23 protein-coding genes are annotated in these 21,231 nt (G+C 60.3%); 9 read left to right on the forward strand and 14 right to left on the reverse strand.

What is annotated here, in order from left to right; genetic code table 11:
- The first annotated feature begins 60 nt into the window (after nt 1–60).
- Nucleotides 61–414: a type II toxin-antitoxin system RelE/ParE family toxin gene (locus EV281_RS16655; RefSeq protein WP_184326913.1), complete on the forward strand. Its 354-nt coding sequence runs from the start codon at nt 61–63 to the stop codon at nt 412–414.
- Entirely contained in the window at nt 411–746 is a 336-nt protein-coding gene (locus tag EV281_RS16660) for an XRE family transcriptional regulator (RefSeq protein WP_132654164.1), read from the forward strand. The genes EV281_RS16655 and EV281_RS16660 overlap by 4 nt, the downstream gene beginning before the upstream one ends.
- Before the next feature lie 251 nt (nt 747–997).
- Here EV281_RS16660 and EV281_RS16665 read toward each other — a convergent pair whose 3' ends face one another.
- From EV281_RS16665 to EV281_RS16675, 3 genes are all read right to left on the reverse strand, one after another.
- Nucleotides 998–2,905 carry an adenylate/guanylate cyclase domain-containing protein gene (locus tag EV281_RS16665; RefSeq protein WP_132654165.1) on the reverse strand — a complete coding sequence of 636 codons (1,908 nt, stop codon included), beginning with the start codon at nt 2,903–2,905 and terminating at the stop codon, nt 998–1,000.
- Between the two features lie 345 nt (nt 2,906–3,250).
- A complete protein-coding gene (locus tag EV281_RS16670) occupies nt 3,251–4,045 on the reverse strand; it encodes a metallophosphoesterase (protein WP_132654166.1) in 795 nt (264 codons plus the stop codon).
- Nucleotides 4,046–4,378: 333 nt separating this feature from the next.
- Nucleotides 4,379–5,509, reverse strand: a complete 1,131-nt coding sequence (locus tag EV281_RS16675; RefSeq protein ID WP_132654167.1) for an acyltransferase — start codon at nt 5,507–5,509, stop codon at nt 4,379–4,381.
- Nucleotides 5,510–5,838: 329 nt separating this feature from the next.
- On the opposite strand from EV281_RS16675, the gene EV281_RS16680 reads away from it, so the two are divergent.
- Entirely contained in the window at nt 5,839–6,099 is a 261-nt protein-coding gene (locus EV281_RS16680) for a KTSC domain-containing protein (protein WP_132654168.1), read from the forward strand.
- Nucleotides 6,100–6,232: 133 nt separating this feature from the next.
- Here the strand turns inward: EV281_RS16680 and EV281_RS16685 are convergent, their stop codons facing one another.
- Both EV281_RS16685 and EV281_RS16690 read right to left on the reverse strand, forming a co-directional pair.
- Nucleotides 6,233–7,861 (reverse strand): hypothetical protein, encoded by a 1,629-nt coding sequence (locus EV281_RS16685; protein WP_132654169.1) that lies wholly within the window; start codon nt 7,859–7,861, stop codon nt 6,233–6,235.
- Between the two features lie 66 nt (nt 7,862–7,927).
- Entirely contained in the window at nt 7,928–8,230 is a 303-nt protein-coding gene (locus tag EV281_RS16690; RefSeq protein WP_132654170.1) for a hypothetical protein, read from the reverse strand.
- A gap of 170 nt (nt 8,231–8,400) precedes the next feature.
- Between EV281_RS16690 and EV281_RS16695 the strand changes: the two genes are divergently transcribed.
- Nucleotides 8,401–8,931 carry a hypothetical protein gene (locus EV281_RS16695; protein ID WP_245508283.1) on the forward strand — a complete coding sequence of 177 codons (531 nt, stop codon included), beginning with the start codon at nt 8,401–8,403 and terminating at the stop codon, nt 8,929–8,931.
- A 53-nt stretch (nt 8,932–8,984) separates the two neighbouring features.
- A complete protein-coding gene (locus tag EV281_RS16700; RefSeq protein WP_132654171.1) occupies nt 8,985–9,491 on the forward strand; it encodes a hypothetical protein in 507 nt (168 codons plus the stop codon).
- A 192-nt stretch (nt 9,492–9,683) separates the two neighbouring features.
- Here EV281_RS16700 and EV281_RS16705 read toward each other — a convergent pair whose 3' ends face one another.
- Both EV281_RS16705 and EV281_RS16710 read right to left on the reverse strand, forming a co-directional pair.
- Complete coding sequence (locus EV281_RS16705) at nt 9,684–9,893, reverse strand: hypothetical protein (protein ID WP_132654172.1); 210 nt, start codon at nt 9,891–9,893, stop codon at nt 9,684–9,686.
- A gap of 237 nt (nt 9,894–10,130) precedes the next feature.
- Nucleotides 10,131–10,733 (reverse strand): serine acetyltransferase, encoded by a 603-nt coding sequence (locus tag EV281_RS16710; protein WP_245508284.1) that lies wholly within the window; start codon nt 10,731–10,733, stop codon nt 10,131–10,133.
- A 334-nt stretch (nt 10,734–11,067) separates the two neighbouring features.
- Between EV281_RS16710 and EV281_RS16715 the strand changes: the two genes are divergently transcribed.
- From EV281_RS16715 to EV281_RS16730, 4 genes are all read left to right on the forward strand, one after another.
- Nucleotides 11,068–11,331, forward strand: a complete 264-nt coding sequence (locus EV281_RS16715) for a hypothetical protein (protein ID WP_132654174.1) — start codon at nt 11,068–11,070, stop codon at nt 11,329–11,331.
- A gap of 284 nt (nt 11,332–11,615) precedes the next feature.
- Complete coding sequence (locus EV281_RS16720; protein ID WP_165911906.1) at nt 11,616–12,668, forward strand: acyltransferase; 1,053 nt, start codon at nt 11,616–11,618, stop codon at nt 12,666–12,668.
- Between the two features lie 164 nt (nt 12,669–12,832).
- Nucleotides 12,833–13,333, forward strand: a complete 501-nt coding sequence (locus tag EV281_RS16725; RefSeq protein WP_132654178.1) for a hypothetical protein — start codon at nt 12,833–12,835, stop codon at nt 13,331–13,333.
- 135 nt (nt 13,334–13,468) lie between these two features.
- Nucleotides 13,469–14,608, forward strand: a complete 1,140-nt coding sequence (locus tag EV281_RS16730; RefSeq protein ID WP_132654180.1) for an acyltransferase — start codon at nt 13,469–13,471, stop codon at nt 14,606–14,608.
- 7 nt (nt 14,609–14,615) lie between these two features.
- On the opposite strand, the gene EV281_RS31660 is transcribed toward EV281_RS16730, so the two are convergent.
- From EV281_RS31660 to EV281_RS16765, 7 genes are all read right to left on the reverse strand, one after another.
- On the reverse strand, nt 14,616–16,433 hold the full coding sequence (locus tag EV281_RS31660) for a hypothetical protein (protein WP_245508285.1): 1,818 nt from the start codon (nt 16,431–16,433) through the stop codon (nt 14,616–14,618).
- Nucleotides 16,434–16,612: 179 nt separating this feature from the next.
- On the reverse strand, nt 16,613–16,939 hold the full coding sequence (locus EV281_RS16740) for a hypothetical protein (protein WP_132654182.1): 327 nt from the start codon (nt 16,937–16,939) through the stop codon (nt 16,613–16,615).
- On the reverse strand, nt 16,932–17,342 hold the full coding sequence (locus EV281_RS16745; protein ID WP_132654184.1) for a Bbp16 family capsid cement protein: 411 nt from the start codon (nt 17,340–17,342) through the stop codon (nt 16,932–16,934). Before EV281_RS16745 ends, EV281_RS16740 begins: the two co-directional genes overlap by 8 nt.
- Before the next feature lie 106 nt (nt 17,343–17,448).
- On the reverse strand, nt 17,449–18,483 hold the full coding sequence (locus EV281_RS16750) for a major capsid protein (protein WP_132654186.1): 1,035 nt from the start codon (nt 18,481–18,483) through the stop codon (nt 17,449–17,451).
- A gap of 6 nt (nt 18,484–18,489) precedes the next feature.
- Nucleotides 18,490–19,203: a hypothetical protein gene (locus EV281_RS16755; RefSeq protein ID WP_132654188.1), complete on the reverse strand. Its 714-nt coding sequence runs from the start codon at nt 19,201–19,203 to the stop codon at nt 18,490–18,492.
- The gene (locus EV281_RS16760; protein WP_132654190.1) at nt 19,187–19,540 is read right to left on the reverse strand and encodes a hypothetical protein; all 354 of its coding nucleotides are present in this window, start codon (nt 19,538–19,540) and stop codon (nt 19,187–19,189) included. The genes EV281_RS16755 and EV281_RS16760 overlap by 17 nt, the downstream gene beginning before the upstream one ends.
- Nucleotides 19,540–21,225, reverse strand: coding sequence for a portal protein (locus EV281_RS16765; protein WP_132654192.1), 1,686 nt, complete (start codon nt 21,223–21,225; stop codon nt 19,540–19,542). Before EV281_RS16765 ends, EV281_RS16760 begins: the two co-directional genes overlap by 1 nt.
- Nucleotides 21,226–21,231 lie beyond the last annotated feature (6 nt).

Consider the following 21,231-nt stretch of genomic DNA (forward strand, 5'->3'; position numbering starts at 1 on the left):
CGCCGCCTGATAAACCTTGACTTCGAAATGTGAGTGTATAAGTACTTATACGGAGCTTTGGTGAGTAAAGACATCATCTGGATGGGGTCGTCATTCGAGGACATCAAGGAGTTCCCGAAGGGTGCCCGCAAGCAGGCAGGTCACGACCTCAACCGTATTAAGGCCGGTTTGCCTCCTAACGACTGGAAAACTTTCTCCACGGTCGGGCCAGGTACCGCAGAGATAAGGATTAAGGACGAAGGAAACCAGTATCGAGTGTTCTACGTCGCGAAGTTTGATGACGGGATCTTCGTGTTGCATTGCTTCTCGAAGACCACCCAAAAGACCTCGCAGCATGACATTGATGTCGGCAAGAGCCGCTATAAGGCAATGAAAAAGCAAATAAGCGATAAAGCGAAAGGGAAAACGAGATGAAACCGAAGGACGACGAGATCGGTCACGTTACCCTGGCTGGTGCCAATATTTTTGAAGATCTTGGTTTTGATTCTGACGAGGCAACATCTCTTCAGGCGGAATCTGATGCCCAGATCGCTGCCTTGGTCGAAATCAAAGAAAATCTCATGACTGAAATCTCCGATTGGATTGCTGCAAGCCAGCTCAAACAGTCGGAAGCGGCGGAGAGACTGCACGTCTCTCGCCCGCGTGTGTCCGATGTGGTGAACAAGAAGGTTTCCAAATTCACTGTAGACACGCTTATCGAGATGGTTCAGCGCATCGGTAAGAAAGTACAGGTTGCGGTTGTCTAGGCGAGTTGCGCCGGTCCCCGCGGGAGGGCTTCCTGCTGCTGCCGCTCGCGCTGGAAATCGCAGTCCCGTTAGTTATCGATCTTCTGGCATTGGCAGGATTGCTCGTCGGCTGCTTTATCGGGCCGAGCACCTCTAGATCTCGCTCGTAAGATGTGCTGCGGGCGAAGGGACGTGCCATACCAAACTGTTGAGGAGGCCGAGGCACCGCGGTGTCCATCTTCTCCTCAGCAAGGAGAGGGTGGCCACGATGCCTAGCCACTGTCCCCAAGCAGCTCCCAAAGATTCACCTTCTCCGCGCGCCCTTTCACCTGCACCAGTCCCAGCGGCCGAAAGTTGAACCGGTCTGCGACTGCACCGTGGATCGCCGCACTTCCCAGGATCGACGTGCCGAATTCCTTGTTCAATCCTTCCAGCCGCGAGGCGACGTTGATCGTGTCGCCCATGGCCGTGTATTGCTGGCGCGAGATTGCGCCGAAACTGCCGACGACGGCCGGGCCTGTGTGGAGGCCGAAGCGGGTGACGAGTTCGGGGTGGCCGTTCTCTCTGTTTTCCTCGTTCAGGCCGTCGACAGCCGCCTTCATGGCGAGCGCGCAGCGGCAGCCGTGTTCGGCGTGGTCAGCATCTTCGACCGGGGCGTTCCACATGACGAAGATCGAGTCGCCAAGATATTGAACGACGGTGCCGCCATGGCGTTCGGCGATGGTGTTGAGCAGCTCGAAATAGGCTGACAACGTATCGACCACGTCTTCGGGCGAATGCTGCTCGGATATGGTGGTGAAATCCCTGATATCGGTGAAGAGCACGGTCACTTCCTGCCGCCTTGCCTTGACCGCCTGTCCCTCGGGATTAACGATCCGCCGGACGACTTCGCGCGGCACATAGAGGGCAAACTGGCTGATGGCGTGGCGGCTCGCGGCAAGCGCTGTCGCCAGCGTGTTGATCTCGGAGATCCAGGAATGGGCCACGGGCTTTTCGCCGAAATCGAGATCGCCGATCCGGCGAGCCTCGCCCGCAAGCCGGTAGAGAGAGCGGCTGACCATGCGGGACAAGGCGAGCGATGCGACGACGCCGGCGATCAGGAAGGCGCTCGCAATCAGCAGATTGCGGATGAGCTGCCGGTTGGCTTCCGCCACCAGATCTTCCATAGGCACGATGATGGCGGCGGCACTTCCCTTGAACAGGCCGTCGACGCTGACAGGGGCGATCTGCACGAGATGGGGCTCGCCATCGAGCGCGATGCGCGCGAGCCCGCCATTGGCAAAGGCCGGATCCTGCCGCAGCCCGTTCACGGTTTGAAGGCTCGTGTCGAAGCCGTTCGCCGTCGCCTGCATGGCGCCAGCGCGTCTCGACCAGATATCGATGATCCTGCTCATGATGTCGGGGTCGGAATGGGCGACGAGCTCGCCGCCGGCATCGATGATATAGGCGCGGGCGCGCGGCGAGATGGCGCGCGCGTCAAGTAAGTGGCTCACGGTCAGCAGGTGTATATTGATGCCGACGATGACCTTGTTATCGTCTTTCATCGGGGCTGCGATCGTCAGCGTCGGAACACTCAGCGTTCCGGCGACATAGGGGCCGACAGAAACCGGCACGCCATCCTGAACGGCGGCCTGATACCAGGGGCGTTGGCGCGGATCGAAGGAGGCATATTCGACATCGCGCTTTTCGATGAGGCTCGCCTTGTCATCGAGAAACTCAAACGTCGAGACGGCATCCGCGCTGTCTCTGCGGGCAATCGTGCGGATGGCGAAAGACGTGCCATCGGGTGCGGCAAGGGTGCGCCTGACATCCTGTCTTTCGGTGTTGATGACCTGCAGATAGGAGCCGTCGGGATAGCCGGCATAGACGCTCGTGGCGTTCGGCACATTGCGCAGGACTTGCAGGAAGAACTCCCGTTTTGCCTTGATATCCTGCGGTGGCGGGGAGGTGAGCTGCGGCAGGGCGGAGGCGAAGGCCACCGCCTCCATGCCGCCTTGCAGCGTATTGCGGTATCCCTCGATCAGCAGCAGGCTCATCTCGCGCATCTGCCGCGCGCCGACCTGAATGGCTGCATCGCTTCCGTGCCGAAAGGCCAACCAGATGATCGGCGTCGACGTGCACAGCAGCGATGCCACGACCAGCACGCCGAGATGCAGCCTCAGGGGTTTTGACCAGTGCACGCGATTTCCCTCGAAATGCGGACGCGTTCGACGCCGTATCATTTGCCCTGACCTATCCGGGCTTTCCGGCCGCGCCGGATGCGCGTTCGCAACTGTTGCAGCTAACTGCTTTTTGCGACGTCGCACAAGCGATGCTTGTGGGGGACGCCGATGCGGGGCGGGCCTCACGAACTAAGTCGAAAAGGGGGGCGGCGCAGAAGAATTCTTCTGTGGTTGTTCTTGCGCGTTACTCGCGCCAGGCGGGCAGCAATGCTAGAGATCGGTGGCCAAAACCAACGGCACCCGCCAGACTGTCAGCGCCCGCCGAGGGAGTCACAGCACGCGACCTCGTCATTCTGCGACATTCTAATCCAGCCTGTCCGGATCGTCGTGAGACAAATATAACGGGTCGCCCTCTCCGAACTGGTACGCGCCCGGATGAATCTCCGCCACCTGCAGCACGGCGACATCCCCTGATGGCTTGATGTGAAGGGCGGAGAGGATGTTTGTCGCGAAGGCGCCTGTGTCTATCGCGATGCGGTTCGGGAAAATCTCGACGCGTCCGCTTGCCGTAATCGTATGCCCGTGGACGACGACCTTGCCGAAGGATTCCGGCGAATTGAGGAACTCGTCGCGGATCCACATCAGCGAATGAGAATCCTGCTCGTTCAATGGAATCCCGGGCTTCAGACCGGCATGGACGAGGATGTGGTGGTCGAGTTCGACATAGCGCTCGGCAGCGCGCAGGCAGGCTAGGTGCTCGTCGTCCATCCGGCGCCGGATCTCGTTCGGGGTGATAGGGGCTCCCCAGGGCAGGCCGTAGGAGGCCATCGTTTCGCCGCCGCCGAGATCCCACCAGTGCGCGGCGAGGGTCGCCTGGGTGGCGGGGTCGGGCTCGCCAAGCAATCGTAGGGGTATCGCATCGTGGTTGCCACGGATCAGTTTCGATACCGGTATCTCCCGCAACGTCCTGATGACGAGATCCATCGCCGCGCGGCTTTCCGGCCCCCGGTCCATGATGTCGCCGAGGAAGACGATCCGATGCCGGATCCCTTCCTGGCGCACCTTATCGGCGATCCCTGCCAGCATCTCGCGGAGCAGGTCGGCGCGGCCATGCACATCGCCGATGGCGAATGTATGGAGTGAACCGTTTTCGGTCATCGACACCTCCATGATGATGCCTGGTACGCGACGAGGTGTTATCAGATTCTCCGGGCATTCATCGAATAAGAAAGGGCGGCTGATTGCCGGCCTCACCATCTTCGTCTCAGTGTCCTCATGCTAGCACAAGGGGTGTCCCGGAGATGCAGCCATCGCGCCTCCGCGAGGGAAAATGACGCATGTGCCGAGAGGGAAATAATCTCGCCGGCCCAGGGACTTGGCGGACCGGATTGCTCTGATGATCCCCGGAACACGTCCGAGGACAGGAATGAGGGAGCTAGGGGCGTCTTCAATATTTCCTGACGGCGTACCGATCGGCGCCGCTGCTTCCCCTCACGCGGAAGCGCGCGGCTTCGTCAGGCCCTTGCCGATATTCTGCCCCGGCATTTCGATGAGATTATATCCGACCCAGGCCAGCGCGTAGACGATCGGCACGGTGATGGCGAGCGTCAGGGCCCAGCGCACCGGATCGGAGACGTTGGTTGTGCGGATCAGGTAGGCGATGACCGGCTGCATGACCATCAGATGGATGAGATAGGCGCCGAAGGACAGTTCGCCGAGATTGTGGAAGAAGCCGTTGCCCAGAAAGGCGCCGATCGGCCTCAATCGTCTGGCGATCGGTTCCGGCAGGCGGTGGGTGTGGATGAAGGCGAAGAAGATCAGGACCAGTGTGACCCGCACGGTTTCATGCATCAGGTCGCGTTCGCCGCCGACAGGCGCCAGCACCAGCATAATGGCGATCGCCGCGAACTGGTAGGCGCGCGCCCTGTCGGTCCGCAGCGCGCCGGCCAGCAACATACCGGCGGCAAAGACGTGCATTTTCAAGGGCAGGAAGGTCGGCATCGGAAAATTGATGCCGATCCGGTTGAGGCCGGAGGCAATCACCAACCCGATGGCGGTGACGGCGACAATGCCCTTGAGCCAGCCGATGCGGCCGATCACGATCACGATGAAGGGCAGGGCGGCATAGAACTGCATTTCGAGGCCGATGCTCCAGTCGGGCAGCGCCGTCCTGTAAGCGAAATGCGGGCTGAAGCCGAAGAGGAAGGTCAGGTGCGCAAGATAATTCGCCAGGCTGCTGTCCAGATAGCGCTCGGCGAGCTGCGGTCTGACGCCGTTGAAGCCATCGATCGCCATGCGGGCGTCGTAAAGCATGGGGCCGAGCGTCAGGGCGGCGACGAGCATCACGTAGTAGAGTGGTGCAATGCGAAAAAAGCGCCGGACCCAGAAGGTGATCCAGGTGCTGCTCGCCTCCCATGGCTCCCGGTCGCGCCGGCGCTGATAGTGGAAGACCATCAGGAAACCAGAGAGCATGATGAAGAGATCAACGCCGAGATCGGGATCGCCTATGACGGGCACCGAGAAACGGGTGAGGAGATGAGCATGACCCACAAGGACCCATAGAGCAGCCAAGCCACGCAGGCCGTCGAGGCAATCGACTCGATCGCCGACAACACTCTTCATGAGCAAATTCCTCTGCGTAAGGTTATGGAATTTGAGTATTTACGCGTTAAAGTAGGCGGAATGGACCATCTTTCGAGCGGTAGCACAAGTTTTTTATTGCGCTGCGGCAAGAAAAGGTGAAGCCCGAAGCGGGTGTGGACGCCGCTTTCAACCGCGATCCGATCTCTTGCATTGAAATGCGTTCGCTTCATGTTTTCCCGGGCAAAACAGCCGCATTCGCGCACGGAAATGTGAAGACAGGCGACGATCTTGCCGGGGATGAGACATAGATATGCTTGACTATGTCAGTAGGAATGTTTCCATTGTGCGACGCACCATAGGGAGCAACAATGGAACTCTCGTCAAAGCTCGTGAAATCCGTTGCCTACGACCCGTCGACCGGCGTGCTCGATATCGAGATTCGCCTCAAGGGACATCGCCGTTATTTCAACGTTCCGCCTTCCGTGTATGAGAACCTGATCACGGCTACGTCGCCCGGCTGGTATTACACACGCCATATCCGGGATGCGTTTCCGCGTTCGGCCGCCGGCGCGGAGGGCCGCCTCCGAGCACTCAAGACGATTCTCGGCCGTCGCGACCAATTTTCCTGATTGCGGATAGATGGACGGAGCAGGGTATTGCCGCCCCGTCGGGAAGAACGGCTGCTCGGGCCATCGGGAAACAGCCGGATTTCACGCTGGCGTTTCCGACAGCGTGAAATCCCTGCTTTGGGCGGTTTAGCTATCACCCGATGACGGCTGATAGCGGTTCGGTGGCGAGCGTCGCTTTTTGCGACTGCGGCAGGCGCGGAACGATCCAATGATCGATATAGCCGGGCTGCGGATGGATGCCTTCGGAGCTGATCGCCCAGAAGGTCGCGGCATTGGCCTGGAAGACCGTTGCCGAGTTCGAGGTGAAGCCGGCATTGTAGGTGCCGTTTCCATTGTCGACAACGGCATTGATGGTGCGCACGCCATAGGTTGCCGGCTGGTACTCCACGACAATGACGTCGCCAACCCTGGGAACGAAGCCGCCGAGGACACCCGAGCTCAGGACGCTTGCGCCATCACCCGGCGTATAGGACAGCATCGTGCCGATCTGGCCGAGATCCGTCGCCGCGCGAAATTTATCCGGGTTGGCAGGGTTATCGGTCCAGGCCAGGTCGACGTCGATATAGCCGTCATGGCCGAAGCCATTATTGCTGCGGATATCGGCGTTGATGCTATTGCGCCCGGTGACCCAGATTGCGGCGTTGACGGAGATGCCCGCCGAAATCGCGAAAGCCGTCGAGGAGCTGTTCTGCGGCGGAATGGTGCACTGGATCACCTTCATGTCGCTGCCGAGACGCGCCTTGATACGCGAAATCAGGCTCGTGATACGCGACTTCCAGGTGGCAGTCGTCGCGTTGTTGTCATTCGTGCCCATCTGGTTGAGAACGACGGTGAACGGGTATTTGCCGCCGTTGAAGGCCTTGATGTCGTCGAGGATATCCCAGCGCAGAAAGGCGCTCGTCGTCAGTTCCCGTGCCGATTGGGCCGAGGGGCAGCCGATGATCATATGGGGGATGCGGCCGAGATCGCCGTCGGCATCGAGCCATTTGCTTTCCCAGCCGAGATTGCCTCTGGCATCGGCAGTCGCCGAGACTTCCTGGCGGCCGTAGCCGATGCTGTCGGCAGGGCTCAGAACCACCGGCCGGCCATCCCATTCGCCCTTGGCCACCATCATATCCGGGCCGTAGCAGATCTGCTGAGAATTGCTCTGGTTGCCCGCCGGGATAGCGTAGAAGACATCGAGCGAGGGCGTGACCGGAGCGTCGGCGCTGATTAATGCTGCAAGCGCCGTCGGATCGGCGGCGGCCCAGAATTTTTCGCCGCGATGTTTCTGGATGCGGTAAGGCCCGACGAAGTTCTGGCCGGCATTGACATGCCACCGGGTGATGACGACGAAATCCGCTTCCGCATCGATATCGGGCGCGGTCGGGAAATCGCACCATGCGCCTTTCGCACCCGAGGCAATGGTAACGCCGGGGTTGGAGCCGAAAACGGCCGGGTAGGCCACGCCGCCGATGATGAGATCGACGCCGTCGATCACGACGTCATTGCCGGGCAGGATCGTTTCTTGAGGGCCGAGGCCCTCATTCATGGCAAAGCCCGAGAAGTGAAAGCGGAAGCCGCGCGTCTTGTAGGGCGCGTTTCCGAATTTCAGCTTGCTTGCGAAGTAATTGAGGCCGCTTGCCGCGGGCATCGTAAAGCCTGAGGGCATGCGGGTCCGGGAGGCGAAGAACATGTAGCGGTTGGGTTCAACCCCGCCGCCTCCACCGTTCGACGTGTTGGTGGATGTCCCGAGAGACAAGCCAAGAGAAAGGCCAAGCATGGTGAATGCTCTCCTCGTTAACAGCTGTTTTGAAAGAGACGGCGAGATGCCCACGATCCCCAGGGGTCAGGCGAGCACGATGGACGGCGACTGGCCGATCCGGGCGCCGAAATAGCGCGTTTCGCCGGCATGAACCAGCCAGCCGGTGGTGGCGGTGACGGGCGTGCGGAAGTCGACGCGGATTGCGGCGTCGGTGGCCGTCACGGTCCAGAACTGCTCGTCGCTGACGGCTTCGACCGGTACTGCGAGCGCCGTTGCGGTCGCATCCGCATTATAGTGGCCCTCGATATCGGCCAGCGAAATCGGCAGGCTCGCGCCGGAGATTGCATTCGTGCCGCTGCGGCTCAGGTAGATGTCGAACTTGCTCATCGATTTTTCCCTTCGTGTTCGCACCAGGTTCAGTGCATGCCGCGAAGTTGGAGCCGGGATGGTTGAAAGCTAAATGTGAGGCTGGCACATCTCGATGGGCGTTTTCAACCCTCCTGGCCGACGTTTGATCTTGCGTTGCATTGCGAATCGAAGCCAGTCTGGGCGATTGGATGGGGGATATCTTGGCCTGTCGTTTCAAATCCGGCCCTTTGGCCGCAAGCCTCACGATCGCTTCTGCGGGCCTCGCCACGGCAGAGGAGATACCGGCTTCCTGGAAGAAATCCATGACCGGCGATCCGGCAACGAACCACTACATCGCCAAGGCGATGAAGCCGCTCGACAATGCGGATGCCCAGACATTGCGGGTCCTGAAGCTGGCCGATACGCTCGCCACTCTCTGCAGCGGTACCGAGCTCGATAAGAAGGCACTCTACGCCTTTATGACTGAGACGCGCTTTGCAGACATCAGGGGCAAGGCCTATAACGAGGCCGCCTTCCTTGCCGACAGCACCTTCCGCTATTTCGATTATCGCGCGCTTGCCCATCTCTGTGCGGGGAGCGGTTATCTGTTCGGCCCGGAAGGCCATCTTGCGCCGGGATTGCTGAGGAGCGGCAAGACCGGCAAGAGGGGCGGGCCGAAGATGAGCTACGATTCCGAAAACCCCTTCGTTCCCCTGCCGCCACTGGCGCGGAAATCCTGATCGAAGGCCGGCGCATGCCTTGCGCGCTGCAGCAAATTTAGACAGCATCGGGCATGCCGACTCTCAAGCAGCTCTCGATTGCCCTGGGCCTTCTCACCAGCGACCGGTCCCCCCTTCCCAATGAGGACGGCTGGATGAACTATGTCTGGCGGGTTCGCGCGGCGCAGCAATGCCTTGATGTCGAGAACGGATATTGCAAGCTCGTCGAGGACAAATGGGACTGGAAGCGGCCACAATATTACAGTTTCTCATTCCGCACGGACCCGACGACCAATTCCGTCCTGTCCCGTATCTCGCTGCGAAACGAAGACCCTAAAGACGACGATCAGGTCTGCATCGTCGCCAGTTTCCTCAATGCGGCAGGGGAAGAGATCGGCATTTTCTATGCCAACTGGCGCGCGCTGCCCCGCCGTTCCTATACCCGTGAGGCGCCGATCTGGCTCAGCACCGATGTGCGGGAGATCGCAACAGTGGCCGTCGGCACCAAGCAATGCGACGTGAAGGCCAAACCGGACGCGCAGAATTTTTACAGGATCCGGCTCGCGCTGAACCAGCGCTGACCGCATCTGATCCAAAGCTATTTACAGGATGAGCGTCCTGCAGCCCCAAGTATATGACCGCTTGGCTTACGAGATTACAGTGGTCCATTCCGAGAAGCGGCAATGCGATATAAAAGCGAAAACGGACCTGCAGAATCCTTACAGGGATCCGGCCTGCACCGAAGCCGCGGGGAGTTCACGCGCTCGGCAATTCTATTGAAAGTCGGGCCGGATCGCCGGAGGCGGAGGCGTACGGGACGGGCTGCCGATCCTGTCGCCCTTTTTGACGCCGATCGTTCCGGTCGGTCGCGGGTCCGACTGCTCTGCATGGAACGACAATGCGATAATGATAATAATCCCGACCGCGAGCGCGATGAGCGGCGGCACAGCGAAGATGATCAGGAGGTAATGCAGCGGTTTCATCTTATGTCGTAAGCAGGCGAGCTTTCGCCTGAGCGGCTGCTTCCTTCATTCGTTTGCAATGTGCGAGTTCCAGTGGATCTTCCTGCCGTCCACTCTCGCTTGCCTGCTAGCGCTGCAAATTTCAGCAGGAAATATACCTGATCTTTCCCGACTTTCCTAATGCGGCTTTCCGCCAAAAGATATAACGGCCGTCACATCGTAGAAACGGGAACATAATGCGTAGTGCTGTCTCCGCAGCTATAGCGGCTTATCCACGCGCACGCCGTCCTGGCGGACGATTTTTGCCGGGACCCCGGCGACGGTGCAGTGCGGCGGTACGTCCTTTACGACAACAGCATTGGCGCCGATCGCCACATCATCACCGACGGTGATCTTGCCGATGACCTTTGCCCCGGCGCGTATTTTGACGCCGTCGCCTATGACAGGCCGGCGGCCCTTGCCGGAGTGCCCTACGGTTACCTGCTGATTGATCCAGCAATCTCTCCCGATCTTTTCGGCATTGATGATCGTCGCGAAGCCATGCTGGATGAACAAGCCGCCGCCGATTTCGGGTGTCTGGAGATGCAGGGTCGGTTCTTCCCGGCAAAACAGCGAAAACCATCTGGCTTTCGGCACCCTGAAATAATAGAGGTTTCGAAATTCTTTGTAATCATTCAGCAATTTCAAAAGGGCGCTGAAGTCACTCTTCGGTTTTTCATCGAATACGATGCCGCCCCATTTTTCAATGTCGGCCTCCACTTCCGACCTGTGATCGGAACGAAAGTAAGGGATCGCCACGGGAACGACGCCCGCATATCCGCATACCCGCAACATACGTTTCACCAGTCGAGATATTGTCATGTGCCATCCCCTGAAAATACCCCGCTTGCCGTCAGGTCAAGCAATCTGCGCCCGGTCGCAGGCGTATGGCGCTCATAAAGGAGATGTCGGTCGATAATGGGGCACCGGGTGAAACCTGTCCGATTCCCGCCGTTAACGTTGCCCAAATGGCACTTGGACGTCCTCGCGAAGGGGATGTTCTCGCTTCTTAGGTTGGGAACCTGAAGGCGTACGAGTATCTTTCATGCTGCGTGATCGGGTGGTGGGTAACCAAGGTCACAAAAGTCCAAAAATGGTTCTTGCGTGGTTCTCGCGCATGAGATGTAGAGTTCCATCATTGGTTGGGGAACCTTTCATGCGCGTAAGTACCGTCGGCAAGACCGCCAAAGATCTTTTTCATTTGCTGTCGGCAGGTCTCAAACGGATGTCGATGATCTATCTAACTGGCGGTCATGAAGGCGAGTGGGGCTATGTTCGCGTGACCGGAGAGGTCGTCGACGTCAATACGAAGATGCCGATCCGTGGTCATGTCATGCGCAAAATCATCGGCGGTCAATGGGTTTACCGGCAGATGACCGAGGAAGAACGCGAAGACTTCGACGCCAGCCGCCGCTGGTAGTCGAGCCTGAATTGGTTGCCCGGCGGTCGACAACGATAATGAAACTCCGAACAGGGTAACGCGTGCACGCACCCGCTCAATGACGGGTGTGCGATCAGGAATGACCACTCCGCTTTGCCATTCCGCTTTATTTTTGTTGCGGTGCAGCGTAGTCTCCGGATGAAACTTGTCCATATTTGAGACATTTGATGGCTGCAAACAAACTTTGCGAGGACATGGAATGAATGCGTGCCGTCACCGTCCCGGCATCATCCGATAATTCCAGCTTTTTAAGTGAGATTTCGATGAAGAACAGGTCATACTTCGATGCGCTTGACGGGTTGCGAGGCATCGCGGCATTTCTCGTCCTCTATCATCACCTTGAAAGCACTTCGGTCAGTGGAACTCACTACGCCCGCATCGGTTTCCTGGCCGTCGATCTTTTCTTCATCCTGAGCGGCTTCGTCATTGCGTTCTCATACGAGGATGCGCTGCGAAACGGCCTATCCTTCTGGGCCTTCACCAAAAGGCGGCTGATCCGCCTCTATCCGCTGATCTTGCTCGGCATCATCCTGACCGCTCTCGTCATCGGCCCGTCATACCAGGTGGCGCAGTCGGTCGTTTTGAACGCGCTGTTCGTTCCCGAGCTCTGGAAGCAGGGGAATGCCTATAGCGTCGACGCAATCCAATGGACCCTGTTTTTCGAGCTTTTTGCCAACCTTCTCTATGCGGCCGCCATTCCCTTGCTGAGGAGCCGGACGGTCGCGGTTCTCATCGGCATCTCGGCCGTCGCGCTTTATATGGTCGGGCAAAGCTACGGCACGCTCGGGCTTGGCTGGGGTACGGATAATTTCGCCGCAGGTTTTCCCCGCGTCGGCTTCGGATTCTTCACCGGCGTTCTTCTCTATCGGCTGTGGCGATGGCACGGTGACAAGCTGCCCACGCTGCAGCTTTCGGGCTGGGTGCCGGTCGCCGGCTTTCTCGCGGTCATCCTCGTTCCCGAGCTTCTCCATTTCCAGACCTGGCGCGTTCAGTTTCTCGACGTATGCCTGGTGTTCCCGATTTTGATCTGGCTAGGCGCGAGCGCCACCTATAGCGAGGCATCAGGACGTGTTTTCAGCTGGCTCGGGCGGGTGTCTTTCCCGATCTATGCTCTCCAGGGCCCTGTTCGGGATTTTGCCGAGCCGACCATCCGGGCCTTGCCGATCAACGTCTTCATTGCCAATCTCGTGCTGATGGGCATAGTGACGCTCGCGTCCTGGCTGGCGCTCATATGGATCGACGAGCCGCTGCGGCGCTACCTCTCAAGCAGGTTCGTCTCCAGAAGACGGGCGCTCAACCCGGCAACGGCGCCTTGAGATGACGGTGTGGCTGGTGACGAGGTTTTGAGGCGGGAACGGCGAATCGTAGCGCCGGCGCGAATGTTACCAGATGATGACAGGGCGGGTTCAGCCCCCATTTTATACGCCTAAAAAGTTGCAGATTGCGAGCTGCACCAACTCAAAAGATATTACTTGTGCCTATGAATGTTCTGCCCGGATTGGGGGCCTCGCGCATCTGCGAGGCCTTTTTCCGTTTCAGGATGACGAAGACCTTTTTTGGTGTTTTTGCTATGTCGATAGTTCCGCACGATATACGTGATTATTGCAACCTGCTATTTGTGCCAACGGGTAAGGGTAGTTCTGGGGCAGGCTCGATGAGCACGGACGATGCGCATTTCATTCCACATCCATTTCAAGACACGGATCACCTGCTTCGCGTTCTGGTAGATAACGATGGCGAGATCGTTGATGTTGGCCTGTCCGAAGATCCGATCGTTTGGCGGGCTTCGGAGCTGGGGCTGGTCGACATAGCCTTAGGCGACGGATGGACCATGAGAGACACGGTCCGCCTGACAGCAAGGTCGCGGGTCAAGATGGGCCTGCCGCCAATCATCAAAAAGCCGACAATGGCCGCGATCGGCCTGCGCGCAGCGCTGGTTGCCGTTGGAAAGCTGTTCGGCGCCTCGCGACCGCAAACCTAGATCTCACCACACCGTAAACCCACGCCGGGATCGGCACTTACCCCCTTACCCAATCAGCCACGATATCCGCCATCCGTGCTCCAAGCACGCACGCCGGATGTGTCACGCAACTGCGAACAGGTCTCGGGGATTTTCATGCAGCCCGGCAAACTCTACTCCGTTCAGGTGCTCAGGGCGGTCGCTGCCCTCATCGTTGTACTATCACACTCCATCAGGGCCTACACGATCAACGCACCGGGTTACATGCAGGGGCTGCCGCAATCATGGCTGTCATCGCCATGGTTCCGCGATGGCATGGCGGTCGGTGTCGATATTTTCTTTGTGATCAGCGGATTTATCATGGTCCACGTTTCGGGGGACTATGCAGAAGGAAGAAAGACATCCGGCAATTTCTTTCTTCAGCGCGTCGAGCGTATCTATCCGCCATACATCGTCGCGACGCTTGTCCTGATGGGGCTGACGATTGCGTGGGTGCACTCTATTCCAGCCGATTTCACGCCTTGGCGGATCGTTGCATCCATGGCTCTCATCCCGTCCTTTGATAGCGCAGGACTTGTTCAGCCCATTCTGGGCGTCGGATGGACGCTGTCTTATGAAATGTACTTCTACCTCGCGTTTGCCGCCGCCTTGGCCATCGGCAGGAGGCGGTATCTTCCCGTATTGATGGGAACGATCATTGCTGTATGGTTCATCGCCACGATAATATCCAGGCGGTTTGCCGTCGGGATTTTCTTCAGCAGCCCGATCGTCTTCGAGTTCCTGTTCGGGTGCCTTGTCGCCCGACTTTACAACACCGGCAAACTACCGTCGCTTCCGCTTTACTCGCTGGTGCCAACGGTCGTGATCATGGCGGTCGCTTCCTATTTTCACGAGGCCGATACGTTACCCGAGGCATGGCGGTTTGCGTATTGGGGCATCCCTGCAGCGATCGTTGTCGCGACGGTGCTCCCTCAACAGGTGCGCGGAAGCATCGGAGAGGCGCTGCAATTTCTTGGCGACGCCTCCTACTCAATCTATCTGATCCACGTCGTCATCATCTATAACGTCCTGGCGAGGTTCTACCCGAAACTTATCAGCTTCGGTCTGGTGAGATTCATCGACCAAGCCGTAGCGATGACCTTCATCGTTGCCGTCGCAGGTGGCGTCTTGTTTCATTTGATTGTGGAGAGGCCGTTCAACGATTGGCGCAAGCGCTCGCGGAAGCGTGCGGCAGCAAATCCGATCGGCGCGCAAGGGGCTGCGAGCGCCACGGACGTCCCGGCGCCCTCCGACTGACCACCACTCACCCCACCAATTTCCCCTTATCCGCCTGCGCCAGTCTCGGGACGATCCAGTGATCGATATAGCCCGGCTGCGGATGAATGCCCTCCGGACTGACCGCCCAATAGGTCTTCGCATTGGCCTGAAACGCCGTGTTGTAGGTATTTGCGAAGGTCACGAAACAGGTTCCGTTGCCGTTGGCGCTGACATCGATCACCACCCGGTTGGCGTAAAGTCCCGACTGGTATTCGATGAGGAGGCTGTCGCCGATCTTCGCTTGGAAATCGGCCGTTCCCGTGGGGTGCGTGGTGGAGCCGTCGCCCGGCGTGACGGAGAGCAGGGTGCCGATCTGGCCGATATCCACGGCGGCGCGGAATTTGTCGGGGTTGGCAGGATAGTCGGCCCATGCCTGGTCGATATCGAGATAGCCGTCATGGCCGAAGCCGTTGTTGGTGCGGATATCGTCGTTGATGCTCGCGCGGCCCGTCGTCCAGACGGGGGCGCTGACGGTGATGGCGGCCGCGGTGGAATAGGCGGCGGTGGAGCCGTTCTGCGGCGGGATGGTGCACTGGATGACCTTCATGTCGGCTCCGAGCCGCGTCTTGATGCGCGAAATCAGGCTGACGAGGCGGGATTTCCAGGTCGCGGTCGTGGTGTTGGCGTCGTTTGTGCCCATCTGGTTGATGACGATGGTGAAGGGGTATTTGCCGCCGTTGAATGCCTTGATGTCGTCAAGGATATCCCAGCGCAGGAGCGCGCTGGTCGCAAGCTCGCGGGCGGATTGGGCCGAGGGGCAGCCGATGAAGAGATGGGGGATGCGGCCGGGACCGCCGTCGAGGTCCAGCCATTTGCTTTCCCAGCCGAGATTGCCCCTGAGATCGGCGGAGGCGGATACTTCCTGGCGGCCGTAGCCGATGCTGTCGCCGGTGCCGAGAACGACCGGCCTGCCATCCCAGCCGCCCTTGGCGAGCATCAGGTCCGGCCCGTAGCAGATGAGCTGGCTGTTCGTCTGGTTGCCGGGGGCGACGGCATAGAAATTGTCGAGAACGGCCGTCGTCGGCGCGTCGGCGGCGATGAGGGCGGCAAGCGTCGATGCGTCGGCGGCGGCCCAGTATTTCTCGCCGCGGTGTTTTTGGATGCGGGCGGGGCCGATGAATTTCTGGCCCACCGAGGCGATGTGCCAGCGGGTGATGACGAGGAAATCCTCCAGCGGATCGAGCTCGCCAGTGAAGGTGGGAAAGTCGCAGAAAGCGCCCTTGGCGCCGGAGGCGATGGTCACGCCCGGAGTACCTGAAAAGTCCGACAGGTAGGTGACGCCCTTGACGATGAGGTCCACGCCATCAATGACGACATCGTTGCCGGCGACGATCGTTTCCTGCGGGCCGAAACCCTCGTTCATGGCAAAGCCCGTGAAGTGGAAGCGCGGCGCCTTCGTCCTGTAGGGCGCATTGCCGAATTTCAGCCTGCTCGCAAAGTAGGTGAGGCCGATGCTGGTGGTATCGACGGCATAGCCGGAGGGCATGCGGGAGCCCCGGGAGGCGAAGAACATATAGCGGTCGGGGTCGACGGGTTCTCCGCTGCTCTTGACCGCGATGACGGGCGCATTGCCATAGAGGCTGCGCCCATCCGATATCCTGACAGCGCCGAGCACGGGCAGGCCGTTATAGAGGGTCGCGCCGTCGCTGATGACGTCGACACCCAGCACAGGCCTGTTGTCGACGAAGAGCGTGGCATCGCCCACATCGCGGATGCCGATGACCGGGCGGTTGTTGAACATGCGCGTGCCGTCGGGAACGATCACCACACCCTGGACGGGCTGCATATTGTAGAGTTTCGCCATCGGTGCGTCTTCCTCGCTCATCAAGAAAAAGAGCGGCCGAAGCCGCTGCAGCATCGGCCCGAAAATCGAAGTCGATTTTCGGAAGCCTGATGCGATTCAAAGTGCTGGAGCGTCCTTCGTGCGTCCGAGCGGACGCACGAAGCTCCAGTCGGTGGCCTGTCAACCGGGGGTATCAGTCGTCAGGCTGGGAGGCGTTCTGGGGGGGGCGGCGGCAGCCAGTCCGGGGCGGGGCCGCCGAGCTCTTGCTGCACGCCGTTACCTGCTGGCTCTAAAGGCATGGCAGGCTCGGAAGGCGCGGGGGATTTGGCGGGTTTTGCAGCAGGCCGTTTGTCTGCCGCATCCGCTTCGCCCTTGCCGATCGCCTTGTCGCCCTGCCTTGCAAGGCGCACCCATTTCGGGCGGCGCTTTTCGTCCTTCCAGAGCGCGTCGGCCAAGCTGAAGCGCTCGCCGGGATCGCGTCTGGCGCCGCCGTAATAGCCACGCTCGGTGGCGACGACTTCAACCATGCGAGGGAACCCCAGCCGTGAAGCCGGCGGTGATCTTGCCCGTGGTCGGGGCCGTGCCGGTCACGGTGTAGAGCAGGCGCAGGTAGAGTTCGTCGGTGCCGCGCGGAATATGGCTCGGCGGGATGATCTTGCCGGCCTTGAGATCGGGGAGGTTGAGCGTGGTGGTGATGACCGCCTTCGGCGAGGAGAAGGCCTCGTTATCGTCGGTCTGGATGGTGATGGCGAGCGAGGTCAGGTTATTAAAGCTTTCCACCACCTGCATGAGGAAGGGGATCGGTTCGCCCTTGCCGATATCGCGGGTCAGCCCCGTCCGGATCGGGCCGAGATGGATGACATTGGTGCTGGGGCCGGTTGCGGTGATAACCTGCGCGTCCGAAAGCAGCGTCTGCCGGTCGAAAATCATCTGTGTGGACCTTTCGTGATTGGATCGCCCGCCGCCTCAAGACGGCGGGACTTATTCAGGAGAGGGTCGCCCGCCGTCCGATGACGGCGGGACTGGGTGGAGACGATCAGGCGAGCGCCGGAACGGCGGCTTCGGTGTTGAGGATCGCGTCCGTCTCGCGGATCGGAATGCCGCGATAGAACTTCACTTCCTGGCCCTCGACGAACTGCGTGGTCAGGTGCACCGTGTTCTGCCGGTCCGTGGTCAGCGCGCGGTCGGTCGACTGCACGTCGAGCACTTCGAGCACATCCTTGTTCATGTAGATGGCGATGCGGCTTGCCTTGGCGTTCAGCCGGCGCGACTGCAGGCGGTAATAGCCCTTGCGCAAGAGCGACCAGAGATCGACGGTTCCGGCCATCATGTCCGAGACGTCGATATTGGCGACGCGGGCATTGTAGCGCCAGTCCTTCACGGCCGCACCGATATGCCAGGTGTAGAGCGTCTCCTTGGCATAGTAGGGGTCGCCATTGGCATCGAGCACGCGCTGCTCGCCCTTGTCGTCGATCTTGACGCCTGCCTTCGTGCCCTTGGGGTAGAGAAGGTGGGTGGCGTGGTCGCCCCAGGTGACGAACCAGATCGAGGTATTGTCCGCCCCCGTGCCGCCGCCGTTGACCACCTGGTTGGCGATGTTCGGCTGGGTCACATTCGGCAGGTTCGGGTTATAGGCGGAGTAGCGGGCGGAAAGGCCCTTGAACTTCTCCGGCGTCGTTGCCGTATCGTGGTAGAAGAGGCCGGAGGCCATTTCCTGGCTCAGCGACTCGATGAAGGGCATGGTGTCGACGAGGCGGGCCTTTGCCTTGTCGGGCGCGAGGTCCAGAAGGCGCATGTCGATTTCCGAGCGGGCATGCACGAAGCCCGTCGTATCGTCGACCTGCTGCATGGTCGCCTTGGACTGCTTGATGCCCTGGTAGAGCCGGCCCCAGGAGACCGAGGGCAGGCCGGTGCGCACCATGTGGCGGTGCACGGCATCCATGTTGCATTCGACGGCCATCGCGTCGTCGAGGATCGGGTTCTGCTGGGAGAGAAGCTCGATGACGGCGCCTTCGGCAGAGCCTTTGTATGCGTCAACGAGGTTGGGGTAGTAGCTGCCAATGGTGGCCATGTCTTATCAGCCCTTCGGTGCGTCTTTGGGAAACATCAGGTGCGCGGTTTCGGCCTTCCTGCCGTTTCCGCCCGCGCCGCCATTCGGTGGGTTGTCCTCCTGGATCATCGATCCGACCTTTGCGAAAATTCTGATCATCTCGGGGTGGTTGCCGCCGCCGCTGGAATTGAGGTACTCGCGCAGCGCTGGCGTGCCGAGCCGCGAGAGCGCGCGCTGGGCGGAGCCGACGGTGCCGGCCCATTTCGCGCCGCCGATCTCGCGGTCTTTCCGCGCTTCGTCGGCCCAGCCCTGCACGCGGCCGGCCCAGGCTTCGCTGGCCGCCTTGCCGCGCCGGCCCTGGATCTCGATGAAACGGTCGGCGAGCTGCTGCGCCTGGCGGTTGGTGAGGCCGAGATCGTGGAAATCGGGACCGAGCGCGTCGATCAGTTCCTGATCCACCTCGATGCCTTCGGGCATGGTCAGCGTATAGCGGCCATCGTCGGGCACACGGTCGGCAGGGTCATTATCAGCGCTATCGTCGGGCTTGCCGGCATCATGGCCGGCGGCGCTATCGCGGTCATCGCCACCGCTGTCACCATCCGGTGATGGCGCATCGTCGGGAAACAGAATGGTCTCGGGCGAGGCGCTTTCGCCGCCACCGCTGCCACTTCCGCCACTGCCAGTACCTTCGGCGCTGCGGAGAATTGCCGGAAAGGGGCTGCTGCTAAGCATCGCTGTCATGGTCTTCGCCTTCCTCGTTTGCGGCGCGGCTTGCCGCCGCTGCCTTGTCTGTTGCCTTGAGATCCGCGATGGCGAGCAGCAGGCGCGGATAAAGCGTCGGGTCGATGCGATCGAGCTCGGCGATCAGCCGCCGGCCGACGCCCTGTTTGCCGAGCGTGTAATGCGTCGCGTTGGCGAGTTCGCCCGCATAGGCCTCCTGGTAGACGGCGCATTGTTCCAACATCCAGAACAGCACGCGCTTGCCGGAGGCGGTGGCGAAGACCTCGCGAAACGCCGTCGTGATTTCGTCTCGTGCGACGCTATCGGGGGTGAAAGGTTGATCCTTAAAATGGTCCATCAGGCGAGCCCCAGCTGGCGCAGCAGTGCCGATCCGTTCGGGTTGTCATTGGCATCGGCCAGCACCTGTGCGGCCTTGGCGCCCTGGTTCAGCGCGGGTGCAACCTGTGCTGCCATTTGCGCCGTCTGCGCCGCCTGCATCTGCTGGGCGCGCTGTGAACGCAGATCCTCCACCTTGTCATCGGCAAGGATCATCGATGGGGGCGCGCCGATCGCATCGAAATAGAGATCGATCGCCTCGTCGACATCGAGCTTGTCGAGCGCTTCCGGCTTGACGGCCGAGACCTGGCCCATGAAGGCGACACCGCGCTCGATCGCGCCTGTGGCGACCGCCTGCTGTGCCTGCGCCAGCGTGGAAATATATTCCACCTTCAGCTCCGTGCCTTCGAGCTCCGGCGGGGGCGGGGGCAGTTCGTCGCGGGCGGCCAGAATATCGAAGGTGCGGTCGATCGTCGGCCCCAGCTGATCGCCGAAGACGTTTTCCAGCACCGGGCCGAGCTGTAAGAGCTGCTCTTCCTTGCGCTGCGTAAGCTCGAACTGGTTGCGCGGCTGCACGCCTTCCATATTGGTGATGGCGAAGAAGAGATCGGCAAAGAAGGTCTTCTCGATGCGGTTCTGCACTTCCTGTATGTCTTCGCGCAGCTCTGCGAGGCTGAGATTGACCTCCATCGCCGGGCGGAAACCCTTGCCCGTCGGATCATCAACGTAATTGACCGCGCCCGGCAGCAGCGAGGCGGGGCTGTTCTGCATCGAGGTCGGCGCGTTCATCGGCGGGCGCACCTTCTTGTCGATGCCTTCGAGCTTTCGCGTCTGTTCGAGCTGCAGCATCCTGATATCGCCGAGCGCCTTCTGGCCGGGCGAGAGCGCATAGTGATCGTCCTCGGAAAGCTCCCAGGCGGGCGCGATGATCGGATTGCTGTCGAAGCCGCTTTCCTCCAGGAGATCGCCGCCGAGCTCGTCGATCCAGTAATTGGAGAGGAAGGCCTTGTTGCGCTTGTCGATTAGTCTGGGGTCGCGGTCATAACGCGGTTCGATGGCGTGATAGACATCGAAACATTCGCCATATTTCGAGGAATCATAGAGGCTCCTTACCCGCTCCGGCACATTGTCGTAGCCGAAGCGCTCGATGATGCGCTGCACGGACCAGCGGAAGGTGCGGTAGAGCGTGGTGGCCTTGCCCTTGTGGTCGCGGGCCAGCCAGAAGCGGCCATGCACCAGCTGCTGGACGCGGATGACCGTCTCCTGATCCTCGACGAGGATCGCCACCGACTGGCCGAACTGGCCGAGATCGCCATAGCCGATGTGGAAGGCGCGGTAGAGATTGGAGGCGGCAAAGACCTCGCGCATCTTGTCCTGCACGGCGGCGAGATAGACCTTGACGGAATCCCGCTTCTTCAGATCGGGATCGAAGGTGGTGAGCCGGAACCAGGGGCGGGCGGGCGAGGTCAGGCCCGAATGCATGCCGGATTTCAGCGTCTCGTAGGCATGGGTGCCGGTGCTGTCGATGATCCTGTCGCGCGAGCGCGGGCCTTCCCTTTCGGCATGAAGGCGCAGCCGCGTCGGCTCGATATAATCGGCAAGCGTGCGCCATTCGGCCTCCCATGGCTGGCGCACCTGTTTCAGCTCTTCGAGCCTGCGGCGGTGGTAGGCGATCTGCGTCTCGTTGGCGCGACGGGGATTGTCCATTGATAT

Source organism: Rhizobium sp. BK418 (genome assembly GCF_004341105.1).
GTDB lineage: Bacteria > Pseudomonadota > Alphaproteobacteria > Rhizobiales > Rhizobiaceae > Rhizobium.